General features: G+C 65.9%; 19 protein-coding genes. 1 reads left to right on the top strand and 18 read right to left on the bottom strand.

The window, feature by feature from the left end; all coding sequences use genetic code 11:
• Positions 1-12: 12 nt before the first annotated feature.
• From bioD to EPN80_RS20195, 14 genes are all read right to left on the bottom strand, one after another.
• On the bottom strand, positions 13-708 hold the full coding sequence (gene bioD, locus EPN80_RS20260; protein WP_293031712.1) for a dethiobiotin synthase: 696 nt from the start codon (positions 706-708) through the stop codon (positions 13-15).
• 1 nt (position 709) lies between these two features.
• Positions 710-1,891: an 8-amino-7-oxononanoate synthase gene (gene bioF, locus EPN80_RS20255; protein WP_293031710.1), complete on the bottom strand. Its 1,182-nt coding sequence runs from the start codon at positions 1,889-1,891 to the stop codon at positions 710-712.
• 1 nt (position 1,892) lies between these two features.
• Positions 1,893-3,236 carry an adenosylmethionine--8-amino-7-oxononanoate transaminase gene (gene bioA, locus EPN80_RS20250; protein ID WP_293031708.1) on the bottom strand — a complete coding sequence of 448 codons (1,344 nt, stop codon included), beginning with the start codon at positions 3,234-3,236 and terminating at the stop codon, positions 1,893-1,895.
• A gap of 272 nt (positions 3,237-3,508) precedes the next feature.
• A complete protein-coding gene (locus EPN80_RS20245) occupies positions 3,509-4,294 on the bottom strand; it encodes an enoyl-CoA hydratase/isomerase family protein (protein ID WP_293031706.1) in 786 nt (261 codons plus the stop codon).
• A gap of 41 nt (positions 4,295-4,335) precedes the next feature.
• Positions 4,336-5,943: a carboxyl transferase domain-containing protein gene (locus tag EPN80_RS20240; protein WP_293031704.1), complete on the bottom strand. Its 1,608-nt coding sequence runs from the start codon at positions 5,941-5,943 to the stop codon at positions 4,336-4,338.
• A 32-nt stretch (positions 5,944-5,975) separates the two neighbouring features.
• The gene (locus tag EPN80_RS20235) at positions 5,976-6,392 is read right to left on the bottom strand and encodes a YchJ family metal-binding protein (protein WP_293031702.1); all 417 of its coding nucleotides are present in this window, start codon (positions 6,390-6,392) and stop codon (positions 5,976-5,978) included.
• 9 nt (positions 6,393-6,401) lie between these two features.
• Positions 6,402-7,013 (bottom strand): 2-hydroxychromene-2-carboxylate isomerase, encoded by a 612-nt coding sequence (locus EPN80_RS20230; RefSeq protein WP_293031700.1) that lies wholly within the window; start codon positions 7,011-7,013, stop codon positions 6,402-6,404.
• A gap of 39 nt (positions 7,014-7,052) precedes the next feature.
• The gene (locus EPN80_RS20225; protein WP_293031698.1) at positions 7,053-8,186 is read right to left on the bottom strand and encodes an acyl-CoA dehydrogenase family protein; all 1,134 of its coding nucleotides are present in this window, start codon (positions 8,184-8,186) and stop codon (positions 7,053-7,055) included.
• A gap of 44 nt (positions 8,187-8,230) precedes the next feature.
• Positions 8,231-9,415, bottom strand: a complete 1,185-nt coding sequence (locus tag EPN80_RS20220) for an acetyl-CoA C-acetyltransferase (protein ID WP_293031696.1) — start codon at positions 9,413-9,415, stop codon at positions 8,231-8,233.
• A gap of 72 nt (positions 9,416-9,487) precedes the next feature.
• Positions 9,488-10,153, bottom strand: a complete 666-nt coding sequence (gene can, locus EPN80_RS20215) for a carbonate dehydratase (RefSeq protein WP_293031694.1) — start codon at positions 10,151-10,153, stop codon at positions 9,488-9,490.
• Between the two features lie 38 nt (positions 10,154-10,191).
• Positions 10,192-11,976 (bottom strand): bifunctional isocitrate dehydrogenase kinase/phosphatase, encoded by a 1,785-nt coding sequence (gene aceK, locus EPN80_RS20210; RefSeq protein ID WP_293031692.1) that lies wholly within the window; start codon positions 11,974-11,976, stop codon positions 10,192-10,194.
• A 64-nt stretch (positions 11,977-12,040) separates the two neighbouring features.
• Positions 12,041-13,222, bottom strand: coding sequence for an isovaleryl-CoA dehydrogenase (locus tag EPN80_RS20205; protein ID WP_293031690.1), 1,182 nt, complete (start codon positions 13,220-13,222; stop codon positions 12,041-12,043).
• Between the two features lie 40 nt (positions 13,223-13,262).
• Positions 13,263-13,712: a PaaI family thioesterase gene (locus EPN80_RS20200; RefSeq protein ID WP_293031688.1), complete on the bottom strand. Its 450-nt coding sequence runs from the start codon at positions 13,710-13,712 to the stop codon at positions 13,263-13,265.
• 100 nt (positions 13,713-13,812) lie between these two features.
• Positions 13,813-14,253, bottom strand: a complete 441-nt coding sequence (locus tag EPN80_RS20195; protein ID WP_293031686.1) for a MerR family DNA-binding transcriptional regulator — start codon at positions 14,251-14,253, stop codon at positions 13,813-13,815.
• A gap of 125 nt (positions 14,254-14,378) precedes the next feature.
• Between EPN80_RS20195 and EPN80_RS20190 the strand changes: the two genes are divergently transcribed.
• The gene (locus EPN80_RS20190) at positions 14,379-15,464 is read left to right on the top strand and encodes an MBL fold metallo-hydrolase (RefSeq protein ID WP_293031684.1); all 1,086 of its coding nucleotides are present in this window, start codon (positions 14,379-14,381) and stop codon (positions 15,462-15,464) included.
• Positions 15,465-15,469: 5 nt separating this feature from the next.
• Here the strand turns inward: EPN80_RS20190 and EPN80_RS20185 are convergent, their stop codons facing one another.
• The 4 genes from EPN80_RS20185 to EPN80_RS20170 form a co-directional block, all read right to left on the bottom strand.
• Entirely contained in the window at positions 15,470-16,309 is an 840-nt protein-coding gene (locus EPN80_RS20185; protein WP_293031682.1) for a helical backbone metal receptor, read from the bottom strand.
• Positions 16,299-17,117 (bottom strand): SDR family oxidoreductase, encoded by an 819-nt coding sequence (locus EPN80_RS20180; protein ID WP_293031680.1) that lies wholly within the window; start codon positions 17,115-17,117, stop codon positions 16,299-16,301. Before EPN80_RS20180 ends, EPN80_RS20185 begins: the two co-directional genes overlap by 11 nt.
• A 60-nt stretch (positions 17,118-17,177) precedes the next feature.
• Positions 17,178-17,864 carry a thiol:disulfide interchange protein DsbA/DsbL gene (locus EPN80_RS20175; protein WP_293031678.1) on the bottom strand — a complete coding sequence of 229 codons (687 nt, stop codon included), beginning with the start codon at positions 17,862-17,864 and terminating at the stop codon, positions 17,178-17,180.
• Between the two features lie 139 nt (positions 17,865-18,003).
• Positions 18,004-18,690 carry an SPOR domain-containing protein gene (locus EPN80_RS20170; RefSeq protein WP_293031676.1) on the bottom strand — a complete coding sequence of 229 codons (687 nt, stop codon included), beginning with the start codon at positions 18,688-18,690 and terminating at the stop codon, positions 18,004-18,006.
• Positions 18,691-18,755: the final 65 nt, after the last annotated feature.

The raw sequence follows: 18,755 nt of genomic DNA, 5'->3' as shown, positions 1-18,755 counted from the left end.
GAGTTCCTTGGTTCAAAGTTGTTCGGCCAGCAGTGGAGCGATGTCGAGGTAGCCGGACGCGGTGGCGGGGTCCGGGTGGGGCAGATAGGGGATGTTGCCAAGCAGCGGCGCGCCGAGCCGCACGGCCAGCGTCTCGACGTTGGCCTGCGCGTGGCGCATGGCCGGATCGACCTGATTGGCGACCCAGCCGGCCAGGCGCAGGCCGCGCGCGGCAATGGCCTCGGCGGTGAGCAGCGCATGGCTGATGCAGCCCAGCCGGATACCCACCGTCAGCACGACCGGCAGGCCGAGTTGCATCGCCAGATCGGCGGTGTCGAGCGTGTCGGTGAGCGGCACGCGAAAGCCGCCTACGCCTTCGACGATGACCGCATCGGCCAGGGTCGTGAGCTGCGCGTAGCCGGCGCGGATCACCGCCGGGTCGAGTGCGATGCCCTCGCCGGCCGCGGCGATGTGCGGAGCGGTGGCGTCGTGCAGTACGTAGGGGCAGTATCGCTCGGGCGGCAGCGCGACGCTGCTGGCCTGGCTGAGCAGTTCGACGTCTTCGTTGACCCAGCGGCCCTCGCGCTGTGTCGCGCCGGCGGCCAGCGATTTATAGCCGACAGTCGACAGGCCGCGCCGGGCGAATGCGTGCAGCAGGGCCGCCGAGGTCAGCGTCTTGCCGATCTCGGTGTCGGTGCCGGTAACAAAAAAGGCGTGTTTGGCGCCCATTTCAGATCTCCGCGTTGAGCTGGTTGAGCGTCTGGACGAGCCGCCCGACGTCGTCGGCAGTATGCGCGGCCGACAGCGTCACGCGCAGGCGGGCCGTGCCGGCCGGCACGGTGGGCGGGCGGATCGCCGGCACCCACAGGCCGGCGGCGTCGAGCGCGGCGGCCGCGCGCAGCGCATGCTCGTTGGCGCCCAGCACGATCGGCTGGATCGCGGTGGGCGAGGCCATGTGCTGCCAGCCACGCAGGCGCAGGTCGTCCTTCAGTTGCGCGATCAGCGCCTGCAGGTGCGTGCGTCGGCTGCGGCCTTCGTCGCCTTCGATGATGTCCAGGCTGGTGAGCAGCGCGTGGGCCTGGGCGGGCGCTGCGGCCGTGGTGAAGATGTAGGGCCGCGCGCGGTTGACCAGCCATTCGATGACCGTCGCATGCGCGGCAACGAACGCGCCGCCCACGCCGGCCGCCTTGCCGAGCGTGCCCATCAGCACCAGATGCGGCGAGCGCAGGCCGAAGTGCTCCAGCACGCCGTGACCCTGGTCGCCCAGTACGCCGAAGCCGTGCGCATCGTCGACCACCAGCCAGGCGCCGTGCCGTTCGGCCAGCGCCAGCAGTTCGCGCAGCGGCGCGATGTCGCCGTCCATCGAGAATACGCCGTCGGTGACGATCAGCTTGGTGCTGGCCCGGCACGCGGCCAGTTGTTCGGCCAGCACGCCGGTGTCGCCGTGCGGGTACACGTGCACCTCGGCGCGCGCCAGTCGCGCGCCGTCGATCAGCGACGCATGGTTGAGCGCTTCGGAGAAGATCGCCGCGCCCTTGCCCGCCAGGGCGCTCAAGACCGCCAGGTTGGCCATGTAGCCGGTGCAGAAATACAGCGCCCGGGCCTGCTCCAGGTGGGGCGCCATGATGGCCGCGAGCCGTTCCTCGAGTTGCGCGTGGGCGCGCGCATGGCCGCTGATCAGGTGCGATGCGCCGCTGCCGGCGCCGTAGCGCGCCACGCCCTCGGCGAAGGCGGCGGTGACGGCCGGATGGGCGGCCAGACCCAGGTAGTCGTTGCTGCAGAAAGCCAGCATGGCGCGCCCGTCGACCTGCACGTGCGGCGCGCACGGGGTGTCGGCGGTGCGCCGGCGGCGTCGCAGGTGTTGCGCGTCGAGCGCCTGCAGGCCCTGTTCGAGGGAGTCCAGTAATTGCATGTCAGTGCGCCTCGAGTGCGTCGGTCAATGCCGCCAGTGTTTGGGTGGCCAGCCAGGTCTGGGCGTCGTCGTCGAGCACATACGGCGGCATCAGATAGACGGTGTTGCCGATCGGGCGCAGCAGCAGGCCGCGCGCGAGCGCCGCTGCGTGGCAGCGCCGCGCGAAGGCGGAGGCCTCGGCCAGCGTGTCGAGCGCGACGTCGAAGGCCCAGATCATGCCGCGCTGGCGGAAGTGCCGCACGCGCGGATGGGCCGCGAGCGGCGCGAGCAGGGCGGTGAGCCGGGCCGCGCGGGCGCGGTTGGCGTTGAGTACGTCGTCGTCGCGGAAGATGTCGAGCGTGGCCAGTGCGGCCCGGCATGCCAGCGCATTGCCGGTGTACGAATGCGAGTGCAGGAAGCCGCGCACCGTCTCGTCGTGATAGAACGCGTCGTATATGCGGTCGGTGGTCATCACCAGCGACAGCGGCAGGTAGCCCCCGCTGATGCCCTTGGACAGCGTCAGGAAGTCAGGCCACAGCTGCGCCTGCTCGCAGGCGAAAAAGGTGCCGGTGCGCCCGCAGCCGACGGCGATCTCGTCGGCGATCAGGTGTACCTGGTAGCGGTCGCACAGCGCGCGTACCAGCGTCAGGTAATGCGTGTCGTACATCGCCATGCCGGCGGCGCACTGCACCAGCGGCTCGACGATCAGGGCGGCGATTTGCCCGTGGCGTGCCTGCAGCAGCGCCTCGAGTTCGTCGGCCGCGCGCTGCGCGACCTCGCGCGCGCTTTCGCCCTCACGCGCGTCGCGCGCATCGGGCGAGGCGACCACGTGTGCGTGGCGCAGCAGCGGGTCATAGGCGTCGCGAAAGATCGCCACGTCGGTCACGCCGAGCGCGCCGAGCGTTTCGCCGTGATAGCCGTTGCGCAGGCAGACGAATTCGCGCTTGTCGGTCTGGCCGTGGTTGCGCCAGTAATGAAAGCTCATCTTCAGCGCGATCTCGACCGCCGAGGCGCCGTCCGAGGCGTAGAAGCAATGGCCGAGCGCCTCGCCGGTGAGCGCCGCCAGGCGCTCGGAGAGCTCGATGACCGGCGCGTGCGTGAAACCGGCCAGCATGGCGTGCTCGAGCGTGGCGAGCTGCTCGACGAGTGCCGCGTTGATGCGCGCATTGGCATGCCCGAACAGATTGACCCACCAGGAACTGATGGCGTCGAGATAGCGCTGGCCGGCCATGTCATAAAGCCAGGGGCCCTGGCCGCGGCTCAGCGGCACCAGCGGCAGTTCGGCCTGCTGCTTCATCTGCGTGCAGGGGTGCCAGACGTGCCGCAGGCTGCGCTCGCGCCAGCCGGTATTGGAATTAGCGTCCATGGTTGACTCCCGAAAGCCCGCTCCGCCGGCCGGGACGGCGCCGGCACGTCCCGCTGTGCGCGTACAGGCGCAGCGGGCGAACCGGGAGGCGAAGCAGAGTGAATGGGGGCATGTTATGGATGCATCCGAAAACGATCAATAGGTCAGTTTGACGGCAAATTAGCAAAAAATAAAAAGAATTGGCGGAAGATGATTCGATATTTGCAAAATCCGGTACCAATTGCTCGGCATCTCCCGCGCGCCGCGCCGTGAAATTTTTTTAAGACATCGCTTTATGAGCGCCACGACGGCGTGCGCTTTTCCAGGAACGCGCGCACGCCCTCCTTGCCTTCGTCCGAGGCGCGCATATGTGCGATACGCTCGGCGGTCTCGGCGATCAGCGCGGTGTCGAGCGCACGCCCGGCGACGTCGTGCACCAGTCGCTTGCACTCGCGCACGGCATTCGGGCTGTTCTCGGCCAGCGTGCGGGTGATGGCGTGCACGGCCGCATCGAGCCCGTCGGCCGGCACGACTTCGTGCGCCAGGCCCAGGCGCTGGGCGGTGGCCGCGTCGAAGCGCTCGGCTGTGATGAAGTAGCGTCGCGCGGCCTGCTCGCCGATGGCGCGAATCACGTACGGGCTGATGGTCGCCGGGCTCAGCCCGAGCTTCGCTTCGGAGATGCAGAAATGCGCGCTGTCGGCGCACACCACGATGTCGCACACGGCCACCAGGCCGCAGCCGCCGGCGTAGGCATCGCCCTGCACGCGCGCGACCACCGCCTTGGGGCAAGTGTAGATGGTGTTGAGCATGGTCGCGAGCGTCATCGCGTCGGCGCGGTTTTCCTCGTCGGAGTAGCCCGCCATCTTTTTCATCCAGTTGAGGTCGGCGCCCGCGCAAAAGGCCGGGCCGTTGGCCGCCAGCACGATGGCGCGCACGTCCTCGCGCGCGCCCAGCGCGCGAAACGCGCCGGTCAGTTCCTCGATGACGGTTTCATTGAAGGCGTTGCGCACCGCCGGGCGGTTGAGCGTGACGGTGGCGACGTGGTTGTCGATGGCGATCTGCAGGGTCTCGAGTTGCATGGGGATGTCCTGTCGATAAGAGAACGTGGGGCGAGGCCGGCTTACATGCGGAACACGCCGAAACGGGTGTCGGGAATCGGCGCGTTGAGCGCGGCCGACAGCCCGAGGCCGAGCACCGTGCGGGTGTCGGCCGGATCGATTACGCCGTCGTCCCACAGCCGCGCGCTGGCGTAGTAGGGGTGGCCCTGCTTCTCGTATTGCTCGCGAATCGGCGCCTTGAACGCCTCTTCTTCTTCGGCGCTCCAGTGCCCGCCCTTGGTCTCGATGCCGTCGCGCTTGACGGTCGCCAGTACCGAGGCGGCCTGCTCGCCGCCCATCACCGAGATGCGCGCGTTGGGCCACATCCACAAAAAGCGCGGCGAATAGGCGCGCCCGCACATGCCGTAGTTGCCGGCGCCGAACGAGCCGCCGATGATGACGGTGAGCTTGGGCACCTGCGCGGTGGCCACCGCGGTGACCATTTTGGCGCCATGCTTGGCGATGCCTTCGTTCTCGTACTTGCGTCCGACCATGAAGCCGGTGATGTTCTGCAGGAAGATCAGCGGGATCTTGCGCTGGCAGCACAGTTCGATGAAGTGCGCGCCCTTTTGGGCCGACTCCGAGAACAGGATGCCATTGTTGGCGACGATGCCCACCGGGTAGCCCCACAGGTGGGCGAAGCCGCATACCAGCGTGGTGCCGTAGCGTGCCTTGAATTCATCGAACTCCGAACCGTCGACAATGCGCGCGATGATCTCGCGGATGTCGAACGGCTTGCGCGTATCGGCCGGGATCACGCCGTACAGGGTGCGCGGATCGTAATGCGGCTCGACCGGCGCGCGCACGGCCATCTGGGCCGGCTTGACGCGATTGAAGTTGGCGGCGATGCCGCGCGCGATCGCCAGCGCATGCGCATCGTTCTGCGCGAAATGGTCGACCACGCCGGAGAGCCGGGTATGCACGTCGCCGCCGCCGAGATCCTCGGCGCTGACTTCCTCGCCCGTGGCGGCCTTGACCAGCGGCGGGCCGCCCAGAAAGATGGTGCCCTGGTTCTTGACGATGATCGACTCGTCGCTCATGGCCGGCACGTAGGCGCCGCCCGCGGTGCACGAACCCATCACCACGGCGATCTGTGGAATGCCCCGCGCCGACAGGTTGGCCTGGTTATAGAAGATGCGGCCGAAATGATCGCGGTCGGGAAACACCTCGTCCTGGTTCGGCAAATTCGCGCCGCCCGAGTCGACCAGATAAATACACGGCAGGTTGTTTTGCTCGGCGATCTCCTGCGCCCGCACGTGCTTTTTCACCGTGATCGGGTAATAGGTGCCGCCCTTGACCGTCGCGTCGTTGCATACGATCACGCATTCGTGGCCGGCCACGCGGCCGATGCCGGTGATCACGCCCGCGCCCGGCGCTTCGTTGCGGTACATGTCGTAGGCGGCCAGTTGCGAGAATTCGAGAAACGGGGTGCCCGGATCGAGCAGTTGCTGGACGCGATCGCGCGGCAGCAGCTTGCCGCGTGCGAGGTGCTTCTTGCGGGCGGCTTCACCGCCGCCGCCGGCCAGCGCGGCGACCTTGGCGCGCAGATCGTCGACCACGGCCTGCATGGCGGCGGCATTGCGCTGGAATTCCTCGGCGCGCGGATTGAGCTTGCTTTCGATGATCGGCATGGCAAAAACCTGAGTCTGAAATGGGGTGGAGGTTAGTCGAATAGGGTGCCGTCGAGATAGAGCCAGCGCCCGCCCTCTTCGGGCGGCACGCGTTCGAAGCGGCTGCGTTCGTGCAGCCGGTAGGCGCGGCCGCCGACTTTGTAGCGCGCGACGAACTCGACTTCGGCGTGCGTGGCGTCGTGCTGCACGTGTTGCCTGATTTGCAGGCCGAGCCAGCGCGTGGCGTCGTCGAAGCCGAGTTCGGCCGGCGCGGTGCTGGCGTGCCAGGTGGCGCGCAGGTAGTCGCCGCGCGCGAGCGCATAGGCGGTATAGCGCGAGCGCATCAGCTGTTCGGCACTTGCCGGCACCTGGCCGCCGTCGATGAAGCGGCCGCAGCATTCGGCATAGCGGCCGCCGCCACAGGGGCAGTCCAGGGGTGTGGCCGGCGGGCTTGGGTTCGGGTGGTCCATGGGCGGGCCTCAGATCTTTCCATTTTGCAGGAAGGCTTCGATCTGCGCGAAACGATCGAAGCCCCAGAAGGGTTCGCCGTCGACGATCACGTAGGGCGAGCCGAATACGCCGCGCGCCAGGGCCTGCTCGACCCCGGTCTTGAGTTGCTCCTTGATCGAGGGCTGCTGTATGCCCTGCTCGAGGGCGCTGCCGTCGATGCCCAGCGCCGTGCCGATCCTGACGACTTCGGCCGGCTCGCTGATGTCGATGTCGTCGACGAACAACCCCCGGTAGATAGCCTTGGCGAGCGTCACGGCGCGTTCGTCACCGAGCGCCTCGTGCGCCCACAGCGTGGCCCGGGCGGCAGCCTGGGTCGGCAGCGGAAAGCGGCTCGGCCGGCGATAGGGGATGTCGTGAAAGCGCGCGCTGCGGGCGAAGTCGTGCCAGATGTAATCGCCCTTGAGCGGATACTGCACCGGCGGCTGCATGCCGGTGGTCTTGAAGATCGCGCCAAGCAGGATCGGATGCCATTGCACGCTGCGCCCGTGACGCGCGGCGAGCTGGTCGATCACGGTGCTGGCGAAATAGCCGTAGGGCGAGGAAAAATCGAAATAAAAATCGATGGCGGAGGTGGCAGTCACGGCAGCGTCCTTGTCGATGGCATTCGGGTCATGGAGCGATCACTGCGCCAGCGCGCGCGCGATCAGGATCTTCTGGATATCGCTGGTCCCTTCGTAGATCTGGCATACGCGCACATCGCGATAGATGCGCTCGACCGGAAAGTCGCTCACGTAGCCGTAGCCGCCGTGCACCTGGATCGCGTCGGAGCAGACCCGCTCGGCCATCTCGGAGGCGAACAGCTTGGCCATCGCCGCTTCCTTCAGGCACGGCAAGCCGGCATCCTTGAGCGCGGCGGCATGCCAGACCATCTGGCGCGCGACCTCGATCTGGGTGGCCATGTCGGCCAGACGGAACTGCACGGCCTGGTGCTGAAACAGCGGCTGGCCGAAGCTCTCCCGCTCTTTGGCATAGGCCAGCGCGGCCTCGAGCGCCGCGCGCGCCATGCCGATGGCCTGCGAGGCAATGCCGATACGCCCGCCTTCGAGGCCGGACAGCGCCATGCGATAACCCTCGCCTTCGTCGCCGAGCCGGTTGGCCGCCGGGATCCGGCAGTTTTCAAAAAGAATCTGCGCGGTGTCCGACGAATGCTGGCCCAGCTTTTCTTCCAGGCGCGCGACAGTGTAGCCGGGCGTGTCGGTCGGCACCAGGAACGCGCTGATGCCCCGCTTGCCGGCGCTTTTGTCGGTGACTGCCATGACGATCGCCACGTCGCCGTGCTGGCCGCTGGTGATGAACTGCTTGACGCCGTTGAGCACGTAGTGCTCGCCGTCGCGTGTGGCGGTGGTGCGCAGCGCCGCGGCGTCGGAACCGACATGCGGCTCGGTCAGGCAGAACGCGCCGAGTTTGTCGCCGCGTGCCAGCGGTACCAGCCATTGCTGCTTCTGCGCCTCGCTGGCGAATGCCATCAGCATGCTGCACACGGGGCAGTTGTTGACGCTGATGACGGTGGAGGTGCCGCCGTCGCCGGCGGCGATTTCCTCGAGAATCAGCGCCAGCGCCAGATAGTCGAGGCCGGCGCCGCCGTAGGCTTCGGGCACGGCCACGCCATAGGCGCCCAGCCCGGCCAGCTGGCGGTGCACGTCGTGCGGGAAGGTGCCGTCGCGATCCCAGGCGGCGGCCTGCGGCACGATGGTCTCGCGCACGAAGGTGCGCAAGGCGTCGCGGATCATTTGGTGTTCCTGGCTCAACAGCACGACAGTCTCCTCGGGCGGGGCATTGGTTATGGCGGCAGACGGCGTTACATCAGTTCGACGGCCATCGCCGTGGCTTCGCCGCCGCCGATGCACAGGCTGGCCACGCCGCGCCGGGCGCCGTGCTTGCGCAGCGCGCCGAGCAGCGTGACGAGGATGCGCGCGCCGGATGCGCCGATCGGATGCCCGAGCGCGCACGCGCCGCCGTGCACGTTGACCTTGTCGTGCGGCAACTGGTGCTCCTGCATGGCGGCCATGGTGACCACCGCAAAGGCTTCATTGATTTCATACAGGTCGACGTCGGCCGCGCGCCAGCCGGTTTTCTCGAACAGCTTGCGGATCGCGCCGACCGGCGCGGTGGTGAACAGCCCCGGCGCCTGCGCGAAGGTGCTGTGCCCGGCAATGCGCGCAAGCGGTGACAGGCCGAGTCGCGCGGCGGTGGACTCGCGCATCATCACCAGTGCGGCCGCGCCGTCGGAGATCGACGACGAATTGGCGGCGGTGACGGTGCCGTCCTTGCGAAACGCCGGCTTCAGGCCGGGGATCTTTTCGAGGTTGGCCTTGAATGGCGGCTCGTCCTGCGCGATGTCGACATCGCCCTTTTTGCCGGCTACCGTCACCGGAGCGATTTCCCAGGCGAAGCTGCCGTCCTGGTTGGCCCGCTGGGCGCGCTGCAGCGAAGCGATCGCGAATTCGTCCTGGGCCTGGCGGCTGAAATGGTATTGCTGTGCGCAATCCTCGGCGAAGGTACCCATCAGGCGGCCTTTGTCGTAGGCGTCTTCCAGGCCGTCATAAAACATATGATCGATGACCTGCCCGTGCCCCATGCGCATGCCCGCACGCGCCTTGGGCAGCAGGTAGGGGGCGTTGGTCATGCTCTCCATGCCGCCGGCGACCATCACGTCGCACGAGCCGGCCAGCAGCATGTCGTGAGCGAACATCGCCGCGCGCATGCCGGAGCCACACATTTTGTTGACGGTGGTGCAGCCGGCGGCCAGCGGCAGCCCGGCACCCAGCGCGGCCTGGCGCGCGGGCGCCTGGCCCTGGCCGGCGGGCAGCACGCAGCCCATCAGCACTTCATCGACCTGTTCGGGCTTGATGCCGGCGCGCTCGACGGCCGCGCGAATCGCGGCGCTGCCCAATTGCGGCGCGGTGACTGAATTGAATACGCCCTGGAATGCCCCCATCGGGGTACGGGCGGCGGATACGATGACGATCGAATCGGTGTTCATGATGGGCTCCTGAGTCCGGTTGGCGGGTTGGCGCGAGGCGCTGCGAAAGGTGGTATCGGTCGGATCGAGGTCTCAAACCGCGCTGACATGATTGACACAGCGCTCATAGGCTGCCGGCAATGTCTCGTTCGACGCGACGCTGATGCCCAGATCGCGTACCAGGCCGTCGCGAATGCCGTATACCCAGCCGTGCACGCTGAGCGGCTGGCGGCGTATCCAGGCGTCCTGCACGACGGTGGTGGCGCAAACGTGGGTGACTTGCTCGATGACGTTGAGCTCGCACAACCGGTCGTACCGGGCGTCGCGATCGGGCAGTGCGCTGAGTTGATCGTGGTGCTTTGCGTGCACGTCGCGCACATGGCCGAGCCAGTTATCGGCCAGGCCGATGCGCAGGCCGTCGAGCGCCGCGCCGACCCCCGAGCAGCCATAGTGGCCAACCACGATGACGTGCCGCACCTTGAGCAGTTCGACGGCGAACTGCAGCACCGACAGGGCGTTCAGATCGCTCGGCACGACCACATTGGCAATGTTTCGATGTACGAACACTTCGCCCGGTGCGAGCCCCGTGATCTGATTGGCCGGCACGCGCGAGTCGGAGCAGCCGATCCACAAGTATTCGGGCGCTTGCTGGCGCGCGAGCTTTTCGAAGAAGGTCGGATCGTCGGCGTTGACGCTGCCCACCCAGGCGCGGTTGGCGTCGAGCAGATGAATCAGGGGCGAATTTTCCGGTGGGGTCATGGCGTTGGCCTTGGCAGTCGAGAGAGTGAGCGCATGGTCTAGGCCGCGGCGGCCGCGGCAGCCGTCTCGTAGCGGTTGACGAAACGCAGGGCCGTATCGTACGGATAGAAGTCATGCATTTGGCCGGCAAGGATATTGTCCTTGTGCGCCTGCCACAGGGCCGGGTCGAAGAAATCGGGGTGGTGCCGCATGAACGCCTTGCGCACGCGCGGATCGCCCATCAGGAAGGTTTCGAAGGTTTCCGGAAACACGTCGTGCGGCCCGACCTTGTACCAGACCTCGCCCGACATTTCCTCTTCCTCGTTGCGTGGCGCAGGCACCACGCGTATCTGGCAGTCGGTCAGGTATTCGAGTTCGTCGTAATCGTAGAACACGACGCGGCCATGGCGCGTGACGCCGAAATTCTTGTACAGCATGTCGCCCGGGAAAATATTGGCGGCCATCAGCTCCTTGATGGCGTTGCCGTATTCGCGCATGACCTGGTCGATGGCGTCGTCGGTGGCGTGTTGCAGCCACAGGTTGAGCGGCGTCATGCGGCGCTCGATGTACAGGTGCCGGATGACGAGTTGGTCGCCATCGAATTCGAGCAGCGACGGGATTTCGCGCTTGAGCTCGTCGAGCAGTGCCTCGTCGAAGCGCGACAGCGGGAAGGCGACGCTGGAGTACTCGAGCGTATCGGCCATCCGGCCCACGCGATCGTGCTGCTTGACCATCAGGTATTTGGCCTTGATCTGCGCGCGGGTGGTCTCCTTGGGCGGGCCGAAGCGATCCCTGATGATCTTGAAAACGTAGGGGTACGAGGGCAGCGTGAAGACCAGCATCACCAGGCCCTTGATCCCCGGCGCGACGATGAACTGGTCGCTGGAGTGTTTCAGGTGATGCAGGAAGTCGCGGTAGAACAGATTCTTGCCGTGCTTCTGCAGCCCGACGGCGGTGTAGATTTCCGCCTTCGGCTTGCCGGGCATGATGGTGCGCAGGAACTGCACGTAGGCCGACGGCACCTCCATGTCGACCATGAAGTAGGCATGCGTGAAGCTGAAAATGATCTGCAGTTGCTCGCGGCGCAGGAGAACCGTATCGAGCCGCAATTTGCCTTCGGCATTGTGCATGATCGGCACGGCGAAGGGCAGCAGGTTGTCGCCGTTGATGATGCGGCCGATGATGTAGGCCGCCTTGTTGCGAAAGAACAGCGACGAGAGTGCATGGATCTGGAAATTCGGCGCGATGTCGAAGCGGCCGAATTCTTCCTCGATGGCGCGCATGACGTACCCGACATCGCGCGGCAGATCGTCGAACGGGCGTTCGAGCTGGAAGTTAGTGACAATGCGCTCGAGCGTGCTCGCCAGGCCGGTATGGCCAGGGTAATAGACGCGGTAGGTGGGCTTGCTGGCCGGCTCGTCGTTTTCGATGTATTCGGTGGCGATGGCTGGCCGCACGAAGATGAAATTGTTATTGAAATAGGCGCGCTGCAGGATTTTGCAACTCACCGAATTGAAGAACGTTTCGGCGCACTCGGGTTGGCGATGATCGGTCAGCAAGCCGATGTAGTGCAATTTGATCTGCTGCCAGACTTCCTGCTCAAGGTCTTCGGCATCGTACTCGTCTTCAAGCGTCTCGACCGTCTCTTGCACGCGCTGGTCGTAGAACGCGATTCGCTCGCGCTGCAGGGTTTGCAGCCCCAGCCAGTCGCCTGCCTCGAAGCGCGCCTTGGCGTCGACCGAGACGTCGCGAAACAGGCGGTAGTGCTTGTCGAAGCCGTCGAGCATGGTGCGTGCCACATCGTAGGCGATCTGCGACGACAGCAGTTTGGGGAAGTGAGCCATACCGATCGGGGAGCTTGGAGTTGGACGCGGCGCTAGGTCGATTGTAGCGCCGCATCGCGACGGCTCACAGCGTCTCGGCGAACAGTTCGCGCCCGATCAGCATGCGGCGGATCTCCGAGGTGCCGGCGCCGATTTCATACAGCTTGGCATCGCGCCACAGCCGGCCCACCGGATATTCGTTGATGTAGCCATTGCCGCCGAGAATCTGGATCGCCTCGCCGGCCATCCAGGTGGCCTTTTCCGCCGTGTAGAGGATTACCCCGGCGCAGTCCTTGCGCACCTGGCGCACGTGCTCGGTACCGAGCGTGTCGAGTTGCCTGCCGACCGCGTAGAGATAGGCACGGCAAGCCTGCAAGGTGGTGTACATGTCGGCCACCTTGCCCTGGATCAGCTGGAATTCGCCGATCGCCTGGCCGAACTGCTTGCGCTCGTGAATGTAGGGCACCACCACGTCCATGCAGGCCTGCATGATGCCCAGCGGGCCGCCGGCGAGCACCGCGCGCTCGTAGTCGAGTCCGCTCATCAGCACTTTGACGCCGCCGCCGAGCGTGCCGAGGATGTTTTCCTCCGGCACCTCGACGTCCTCGAACACCAGCTCGCCGGTGTGCGAGCCGCGCATGCCGAGCTTGTCGAGCTTTTGCGCTACCGAGAAGCCTTTCATGCCCTTTTCCACCAGGAAAGCGGTGATGCCGCGCGGGCCCGCCTGCAGGTCGGTCTTCGCATACACCACCAGCGTGTCGCAATCGGGGCCGTTGGTAATCCACATCTTGGTGCCGTTGAGCACGTAGCGGTCGCCGCGCCGGTCGGCGCGCAGCTTCATGCTGACCACGTCGGAGCCGGCGTTGGGCTCGCTCATGGCCAGCGCGCCGACGTGCTCGCCGGACACCAGTTTGGGCAGGTATTTCTGCTTTTGCGCGGCGCTGCCGTTGCGGTGAATCTGGTTCACGCACAGGTTGGAGTGCGCGCCGTACGACAGGCCGACCGAGGCCGAGGCGCGCGAGATTTCCTCCATCGCTACCATGTGTGCCAGGTAGCCCATGGCCGAGCCGCCGAACTCTTCCTTGACGGTCATGCCGAGCAGGCCCAGCTCGCCCATCTTGCGCCACAGGTCCATCGGGAATTGGTCGGTGCGGTCGATTTCGGCCGCGCGCGGGGCGATTTCATTTTGCGCGAAGCTGGCGATGCTGTCGCGCAGCATGTCGATGTCTTCGCCGAGGTCGAATTTGAGGCCGGGCAGGGTGGTCATGGATTGTCTCCTGGATACGGAATGGCGAGGCGGCTGCGCTTCAGGCCCGCTTGGGCGTTGACGGCAGCGCGAACAGGGTCTGCTGCATCAGGGCGCACAGGGTTTCCTGACCGTCCCGGCGAACGAAGACCTCCGCCGTGGTGACGATCAGCGTGCGTCCGCTTTTTACGATCTTGCCGCGCCCGATCAGTGTATCGCCAAGGCCGGGCGCGAGGATGTTGAGCTTGTATTCGGCAGTGACCAGCTCGCCCTCGGGACCAAGCGCAGTATAGCCGGCATAGCCGGCGGCCGAATCGGCCAGCGCGCCGATCACGCCGCCGTGAAAGAAACCGTGCTGTTGTGCGACCCGCTCGGAAAACGGCAGCGTGAGTTCGCAAAAACCCGCGCGCAGCGCCGTCATGCGCGCGTCCCAGGCGGTCATGACGCCCTGGGATGCGAAGCTGGCGTGGATCTTGTCGTACTGGGCCGCAGTGAGTTCGGTGGCTGACATGGGCGCCCCTCGATGGGCATGATCATGAATGTCGCCTATGCTACTTTACGTTTACGTAAACGTAAAGTAGGAAATGCCCCCGATTCCCCGAAGCGATGGTTCAGGCGCGTTCCTTGGCGGGCGATTTGGCGCGGACGGCACGCGCCGCGGCCGCTTCGCTGCCGGCGGCCTGGAGCAGTGCCTGGCATTGCGCCTCGTGCTGGGCGATCTCGTCGAGTGTGACGCGCAGGTCTTCGAGCTGCTGTTCGAGCACGCGCCGATGCTTTGCCAGCGTAGCGAGAAACAGTTTGATTTGCGGCACGGTGTCTTTCGGCGATTCGTACAGGCTGAGAATGTCGCGGATTTCGGACAGCGTCAGTCCGAGGCGCTTGCCGCGCAGTGTCAGCTTCAGGCGGGTCCTGTCGCCCGTGGTATAGACCCGATGGCGCCCGCCCGGACCCTCGCGCGCCGGCGTCAGCAGGCCCTGGTCCTCGTAGAAGCGAATCGCCCGCGGCGTGATGTCGAACTCACGCGCGAGGTCGGTGATGGTGTAGGTGGACATGGGGTTCCTGTTAAGCAGTCGCTTACTTTTGCAGATAGAATTGCCGTTTACGTTATCGTCAAGCGCAGCCCCGCGCAATCGCAATCGCGACGGCTGCATTTTTATTTTTCAGGAGATCTCGCCTCGTGAATGCTCTGGAGCAGCAGTTGAACTACCCGATGGGCGATACCTTGCCGGCCGGCGGCACGGTCCGGGAGGTGGCCCCCGGCGTGATGTGGGCGCGCATGCCGTTGCCGTTCGCGCTGGATCACATCAATCTGTGGCTGCTGCGCGATCGCATCGATGGGCGTGAGGGTTGGACGGTGGTCGACTGTGGCATTACGCACGAGCAGATCAAGGCGTGCTGGGAGCGTATTTTTGACGATGCGCTCGGCGGGTTGCCGGTGTTGCGGGTGATTGTCACGCATTGCCACCCCGATCATCTGGGCTTGGCGCACTGGCTGTGCGAAGGCGGCGAGCAGGGTCGGTGGCAGGCGCGCCTGTGGATGACGCTGGGCGAGTACGCATGGGGCCGCGTGATGTCCTCGGGCGATTCGCACGGCTCTAATGCCGGCGGCGATTTCGCGGCGCGCCATTTCAAGGCGAACGGGCTGACCGACGAGGCGACGCTGCAGAAGATTCGCGAACGCAAGAACTATTACTCGAATCTGGTGCCTTCGGTGCCGGGGCAGTATCGCCGCATTCGCGAAGCCGACGTGCTGACGATCGGCGGGCGCGGCTGGCGCGTGATCACCGGCTTCGGCCACTCGCCGGAGCATGCGTCGCTGTACTGCGAGGATCTCAACGTGCTGATTTCCGGCGATATGGTGCTGCCGCGCATCTCGACCAATGTCAGCGTGTTCGATATCGAGCCCGAGGGCAATGCGCTGCGGCTGTTTCTCGATTCGCTGCAAACCTTCGAGCCGCTGCCGGCCGACTGCCTGGTACTGCCCTCGCATGGCAAGCCGTTTCAGGGCTTGCATACGCGCCTGGGACAATTGCGGGATCATCACGCGGCGCGTCTGGCGGAGGTGCGCGAAGCCTGCGCGGCCAAGCCGTGCAGCGCAGCCGATATCGTGCCGGTGATGTTTCGCCGCCCGCTCGACATGCATCAGATGACTTTCGCCTTGGGCGAGGCGCTGGCGCATCTGCATGCGCTGTGGCTCGACGGCGAACTGGCGCGCCAGCGGGGCGACGACGGGGTGTGGCGCTTCGCGCCGCGCCAGGCCTGAACCGCCTACGGGGTGCCGCTTTGGTCCGCCGCGATGCGCCGGGCGAAAGCCTGCAGATAGTCGAGCCCGGCAATCGCCCGACTGCCATACCAGGACACCATTTCCCCGTCGATCAGATGCACGGGCTTGCCGGCCAGCACCGGCTCGCCGCGCAGGGCTTCGGCATGACTTGCCTGGAAGCGGTAGGGTTCGCTCGAGAGCAACACCAGGTCGACATCCCGCAACCACGGCGCATCGAGGGAGAAGGCCGGATACCGCGCGGCCGGTGCGGCCGGCAGCGTTTGCCAGCCGATCTCGCGCAGCATGCCGGCGATATACGTGCCGGGCGCCACGGTCATCCAGGGATCCTTCCAGATCAGATAGAGCACGCGGCGCGGCGGGAAATTCTGCGCGTGCAGGCTCGCCAGCCGCGCCGACAGCGCGCCGCACAGCGCCTCGGCCTGGCGTTGCCTGCCGAAGATCCCGCCCAGCAATCGATATAACGCCAAATTGTCGGCGGGCTCGCACGGATGCGTGACGACGATGTGCGGCACGAACCGGGCGATTTGCTCGATCGTTGGCTTTTCGTTCTCGTCGACGTTGACAATGACGTGCGACGGCGCCAGCGCGCGCAGCGTGTCGAGCTTGACGGCCTTGGTGCCGCCGACTTTGGTGACGGTGCGCACGATGTGGTGCGGGTGGATGCAAAAACCCGTGCGACCGATGAGCTGCGGCGCGAGATCGAGATCGCACAGCAGCTCGGTAATGCTCGGCACCAGGCTGACGATGCGCGCATCCGCGCCTGCTGGCATATGCGCTTGCCCGGCCGCATCGATCAGCGGGGTGGAGGCGACGTCACTGGCCATGATTCGAAGGGCGATGCTCCGCTTGATTCGCCGCGCGCGGCTTGCGCGGAGCGCGACTGGCCAGCCGGTCGTAGAGCCAGCGCGGCAGGCCGGCGAGCAGCGCGGCGACCACGCGCATTTGCCAGGGATAGACGGCAAAGCGCTTGTGCCGCGCGATGGCGCCGGCTGCCTTGCGGGCGAATCGGTCGACATCCATCAGGAACGGCATCGGAAACGGGTTGCCGTCGGTCATGGGGGTGCGGATATAACCGGGCACGAGCGTGACGACATCCACTCCGTGCGCGCGAAGCTCGACACGCAGGCTTTCGAGATAGGAGATCACAGCCGCCTTGGACGCGCTATAGGCGCCATGGCCTGGCAGGCCGCGCACGCCGGCCACGCTGGCCACGCCGACCAGGGTGCCGCTGCGCCGCTCGCTCATCAGGCTGACGAACGGCTGGAACGTCGCGACCATCGCCAGCCAATTGGTCTGCATGATCGCCTGGAAGCCAGGCAGGTCGGCGGCGTCGGCGGTATGAACGCCGGCGCTGATGCCGGCGCTGGCGATCACGATGTCGGGACACCCGAAGCGGGTAATGAAATCCTGGGCGGCCGCTTGCAGCGCGGCGGCATCGCGCACGTCAAGCGCGTAACATTGAACGGCGTGCGGGTGTGGCAGGCTCTGGGCGAGCGCCTGCAGACGCTCCGAGTTGCGGCCCACCAATCCAAGAATGGCGCCCTCGGCCGCGTAGTGACGGGCCAGCGCAAGCCCGATGCCGCTTGAGGCGCCGGTGATGAAAACCTTGAGCGCGGCAGAGGCAGGCGGCATGGCGAACGGCCTCGAATGGAGCATTGCCGCCGCGCCGGGATTGGCGGGCGGCTTGAAGAATTAGAGCTTCTTGTCGCGGATCTGCGCAACGATGGCGTCGACCGTTTGCAGCGTCGCGGTGAAGATGTCCTGCTCGGTCTTGGGCGGATTGCCCGCCTTCTGCATCGCGGCATCGGTGATCGACGGCGACACGATGTACTTGCCCTGGATCGCGATGGTCGGCACGCCGTCGATCTTGTATGCCTGGATCATCTGGTCGGCGCGCGCGACCTGGCTGCCCATCGAGAATGCGTTATAGGCATTCAGGAAGGCTTTGCGGTCGATGCCCTGCTTGGCGAGAAAGTCGGCCTGCGTTGCCGGGCTCAGCAGGTAATCCTTGTTGACCTGAATTTCGTGGAAGATCTTCGGCGTCATCTCGCGCTCGCGCCCGAGCGTGACCAGCGCATAGTACAGCCGTTGGTGCGGTTCGAAGTCCTTACGAAAGGCGACCGGCACGCGGTCGAACACGACGTCCTTATTCTGCTTCTTGATCCAGGCTTCGAGTTTGGGGTCGAAGGCGGCGCAGTGTGGGCACCCGTACCAGAAGAACTCGGTGACTTCGATCTTGCCTGCGGGCACATTCACCGGCTGGGCCGGTTGCAGCACCTGATAATCGACACCGGCTTTGGGGTCGGTCGGAGAGGCGTGTGCCTGAAGCGCGAGCGCCAGGCCGAGTGCTGCGAATAGGGAGCCTAGGATTTTTTTCATGTGCGTGTTTGGTTAAGCGATAAAAACCCGGGATCGCCGTGCCCATCCCGCGCCCGGCGATCGTCGCATGTTGCCCGTGGGCGGCTGCGACGGAAAGCTTTCCATCAGACAGACGCCGCCCGGGCGGGTTCAATGCGACTTACTGTTTGGTGAAGCGGATGACGGCAGTCTCGACGCCGGCGCTGGCCAGCCGCTGACGCACCTGGTTCATCTCATCGAGCTTGCTGTACGGCCCGAGGCGCACCCGGTAAAGCGTCAGGCCATTGGCGTTGCGCGAGGTCACCTTGGCTTCCAGACCCTGCAGGGCCAATTGCGCGCGCTGCTGCTCGGCGTCGGAGCTGGATTTGTATGCGCCGACCTGCAGGTAGTAGCCAAACTTGCCGTTGTCCGCCGCGGTCGCCGGCGCCGGTGTCGGTGCCGCGGCCGGCTGGGATGCAGCGGCCTGCGTGCCGGTTTGCGGCTGCGCGGCGGTCGAGGTGCCGGTCGTGCCATTCAGGATATCCGCCGGGGAAGGCTGGCTCGGCGCGGCAGCCGATGCCTGGTTCGGGATCGCCACGGCCTGCGGCGCGGACGGCATGAGCGGCACCTGAATGTTCTGCGAGGCGTTCGGCAGCCCGGATTGATTCTGCAGCGCCTGGTTCGGGTTGGGCGATTGCGCGGCCGGCAAATTGCTGGGCTGGGGAGGCGTTTTTTCGACGAAGGGCGTTGGCGCCTTGGTGATGTAGAGCGCTACCACGACCGCTATCGCGAGCCCGACGATCAGGCCGAGTACGATACCGAGAAAGGTGCCGCCCCATTGGCGGGCCGGTCGACGTTTGTTGGACATGGAATCGTTTCCGTACTTACAGGGGTTCAATCGGACAGGACGTTCGATTATAACCAGCCAGCGAA

It is taken from the genome of Pandoraea sp., from assembly GCF_004297875.1.
Lineage (GTDB): Bacteria > Pseudomonadota > Gammaproteobacteria > Burkholderiales > Burkholderiaceae > Pandoraea.
The sequence above is the reverse complement of the archived record's forward strand: the minus strand, read 5'-3'. Positions and strand labels throughout refer to the sequence as shown.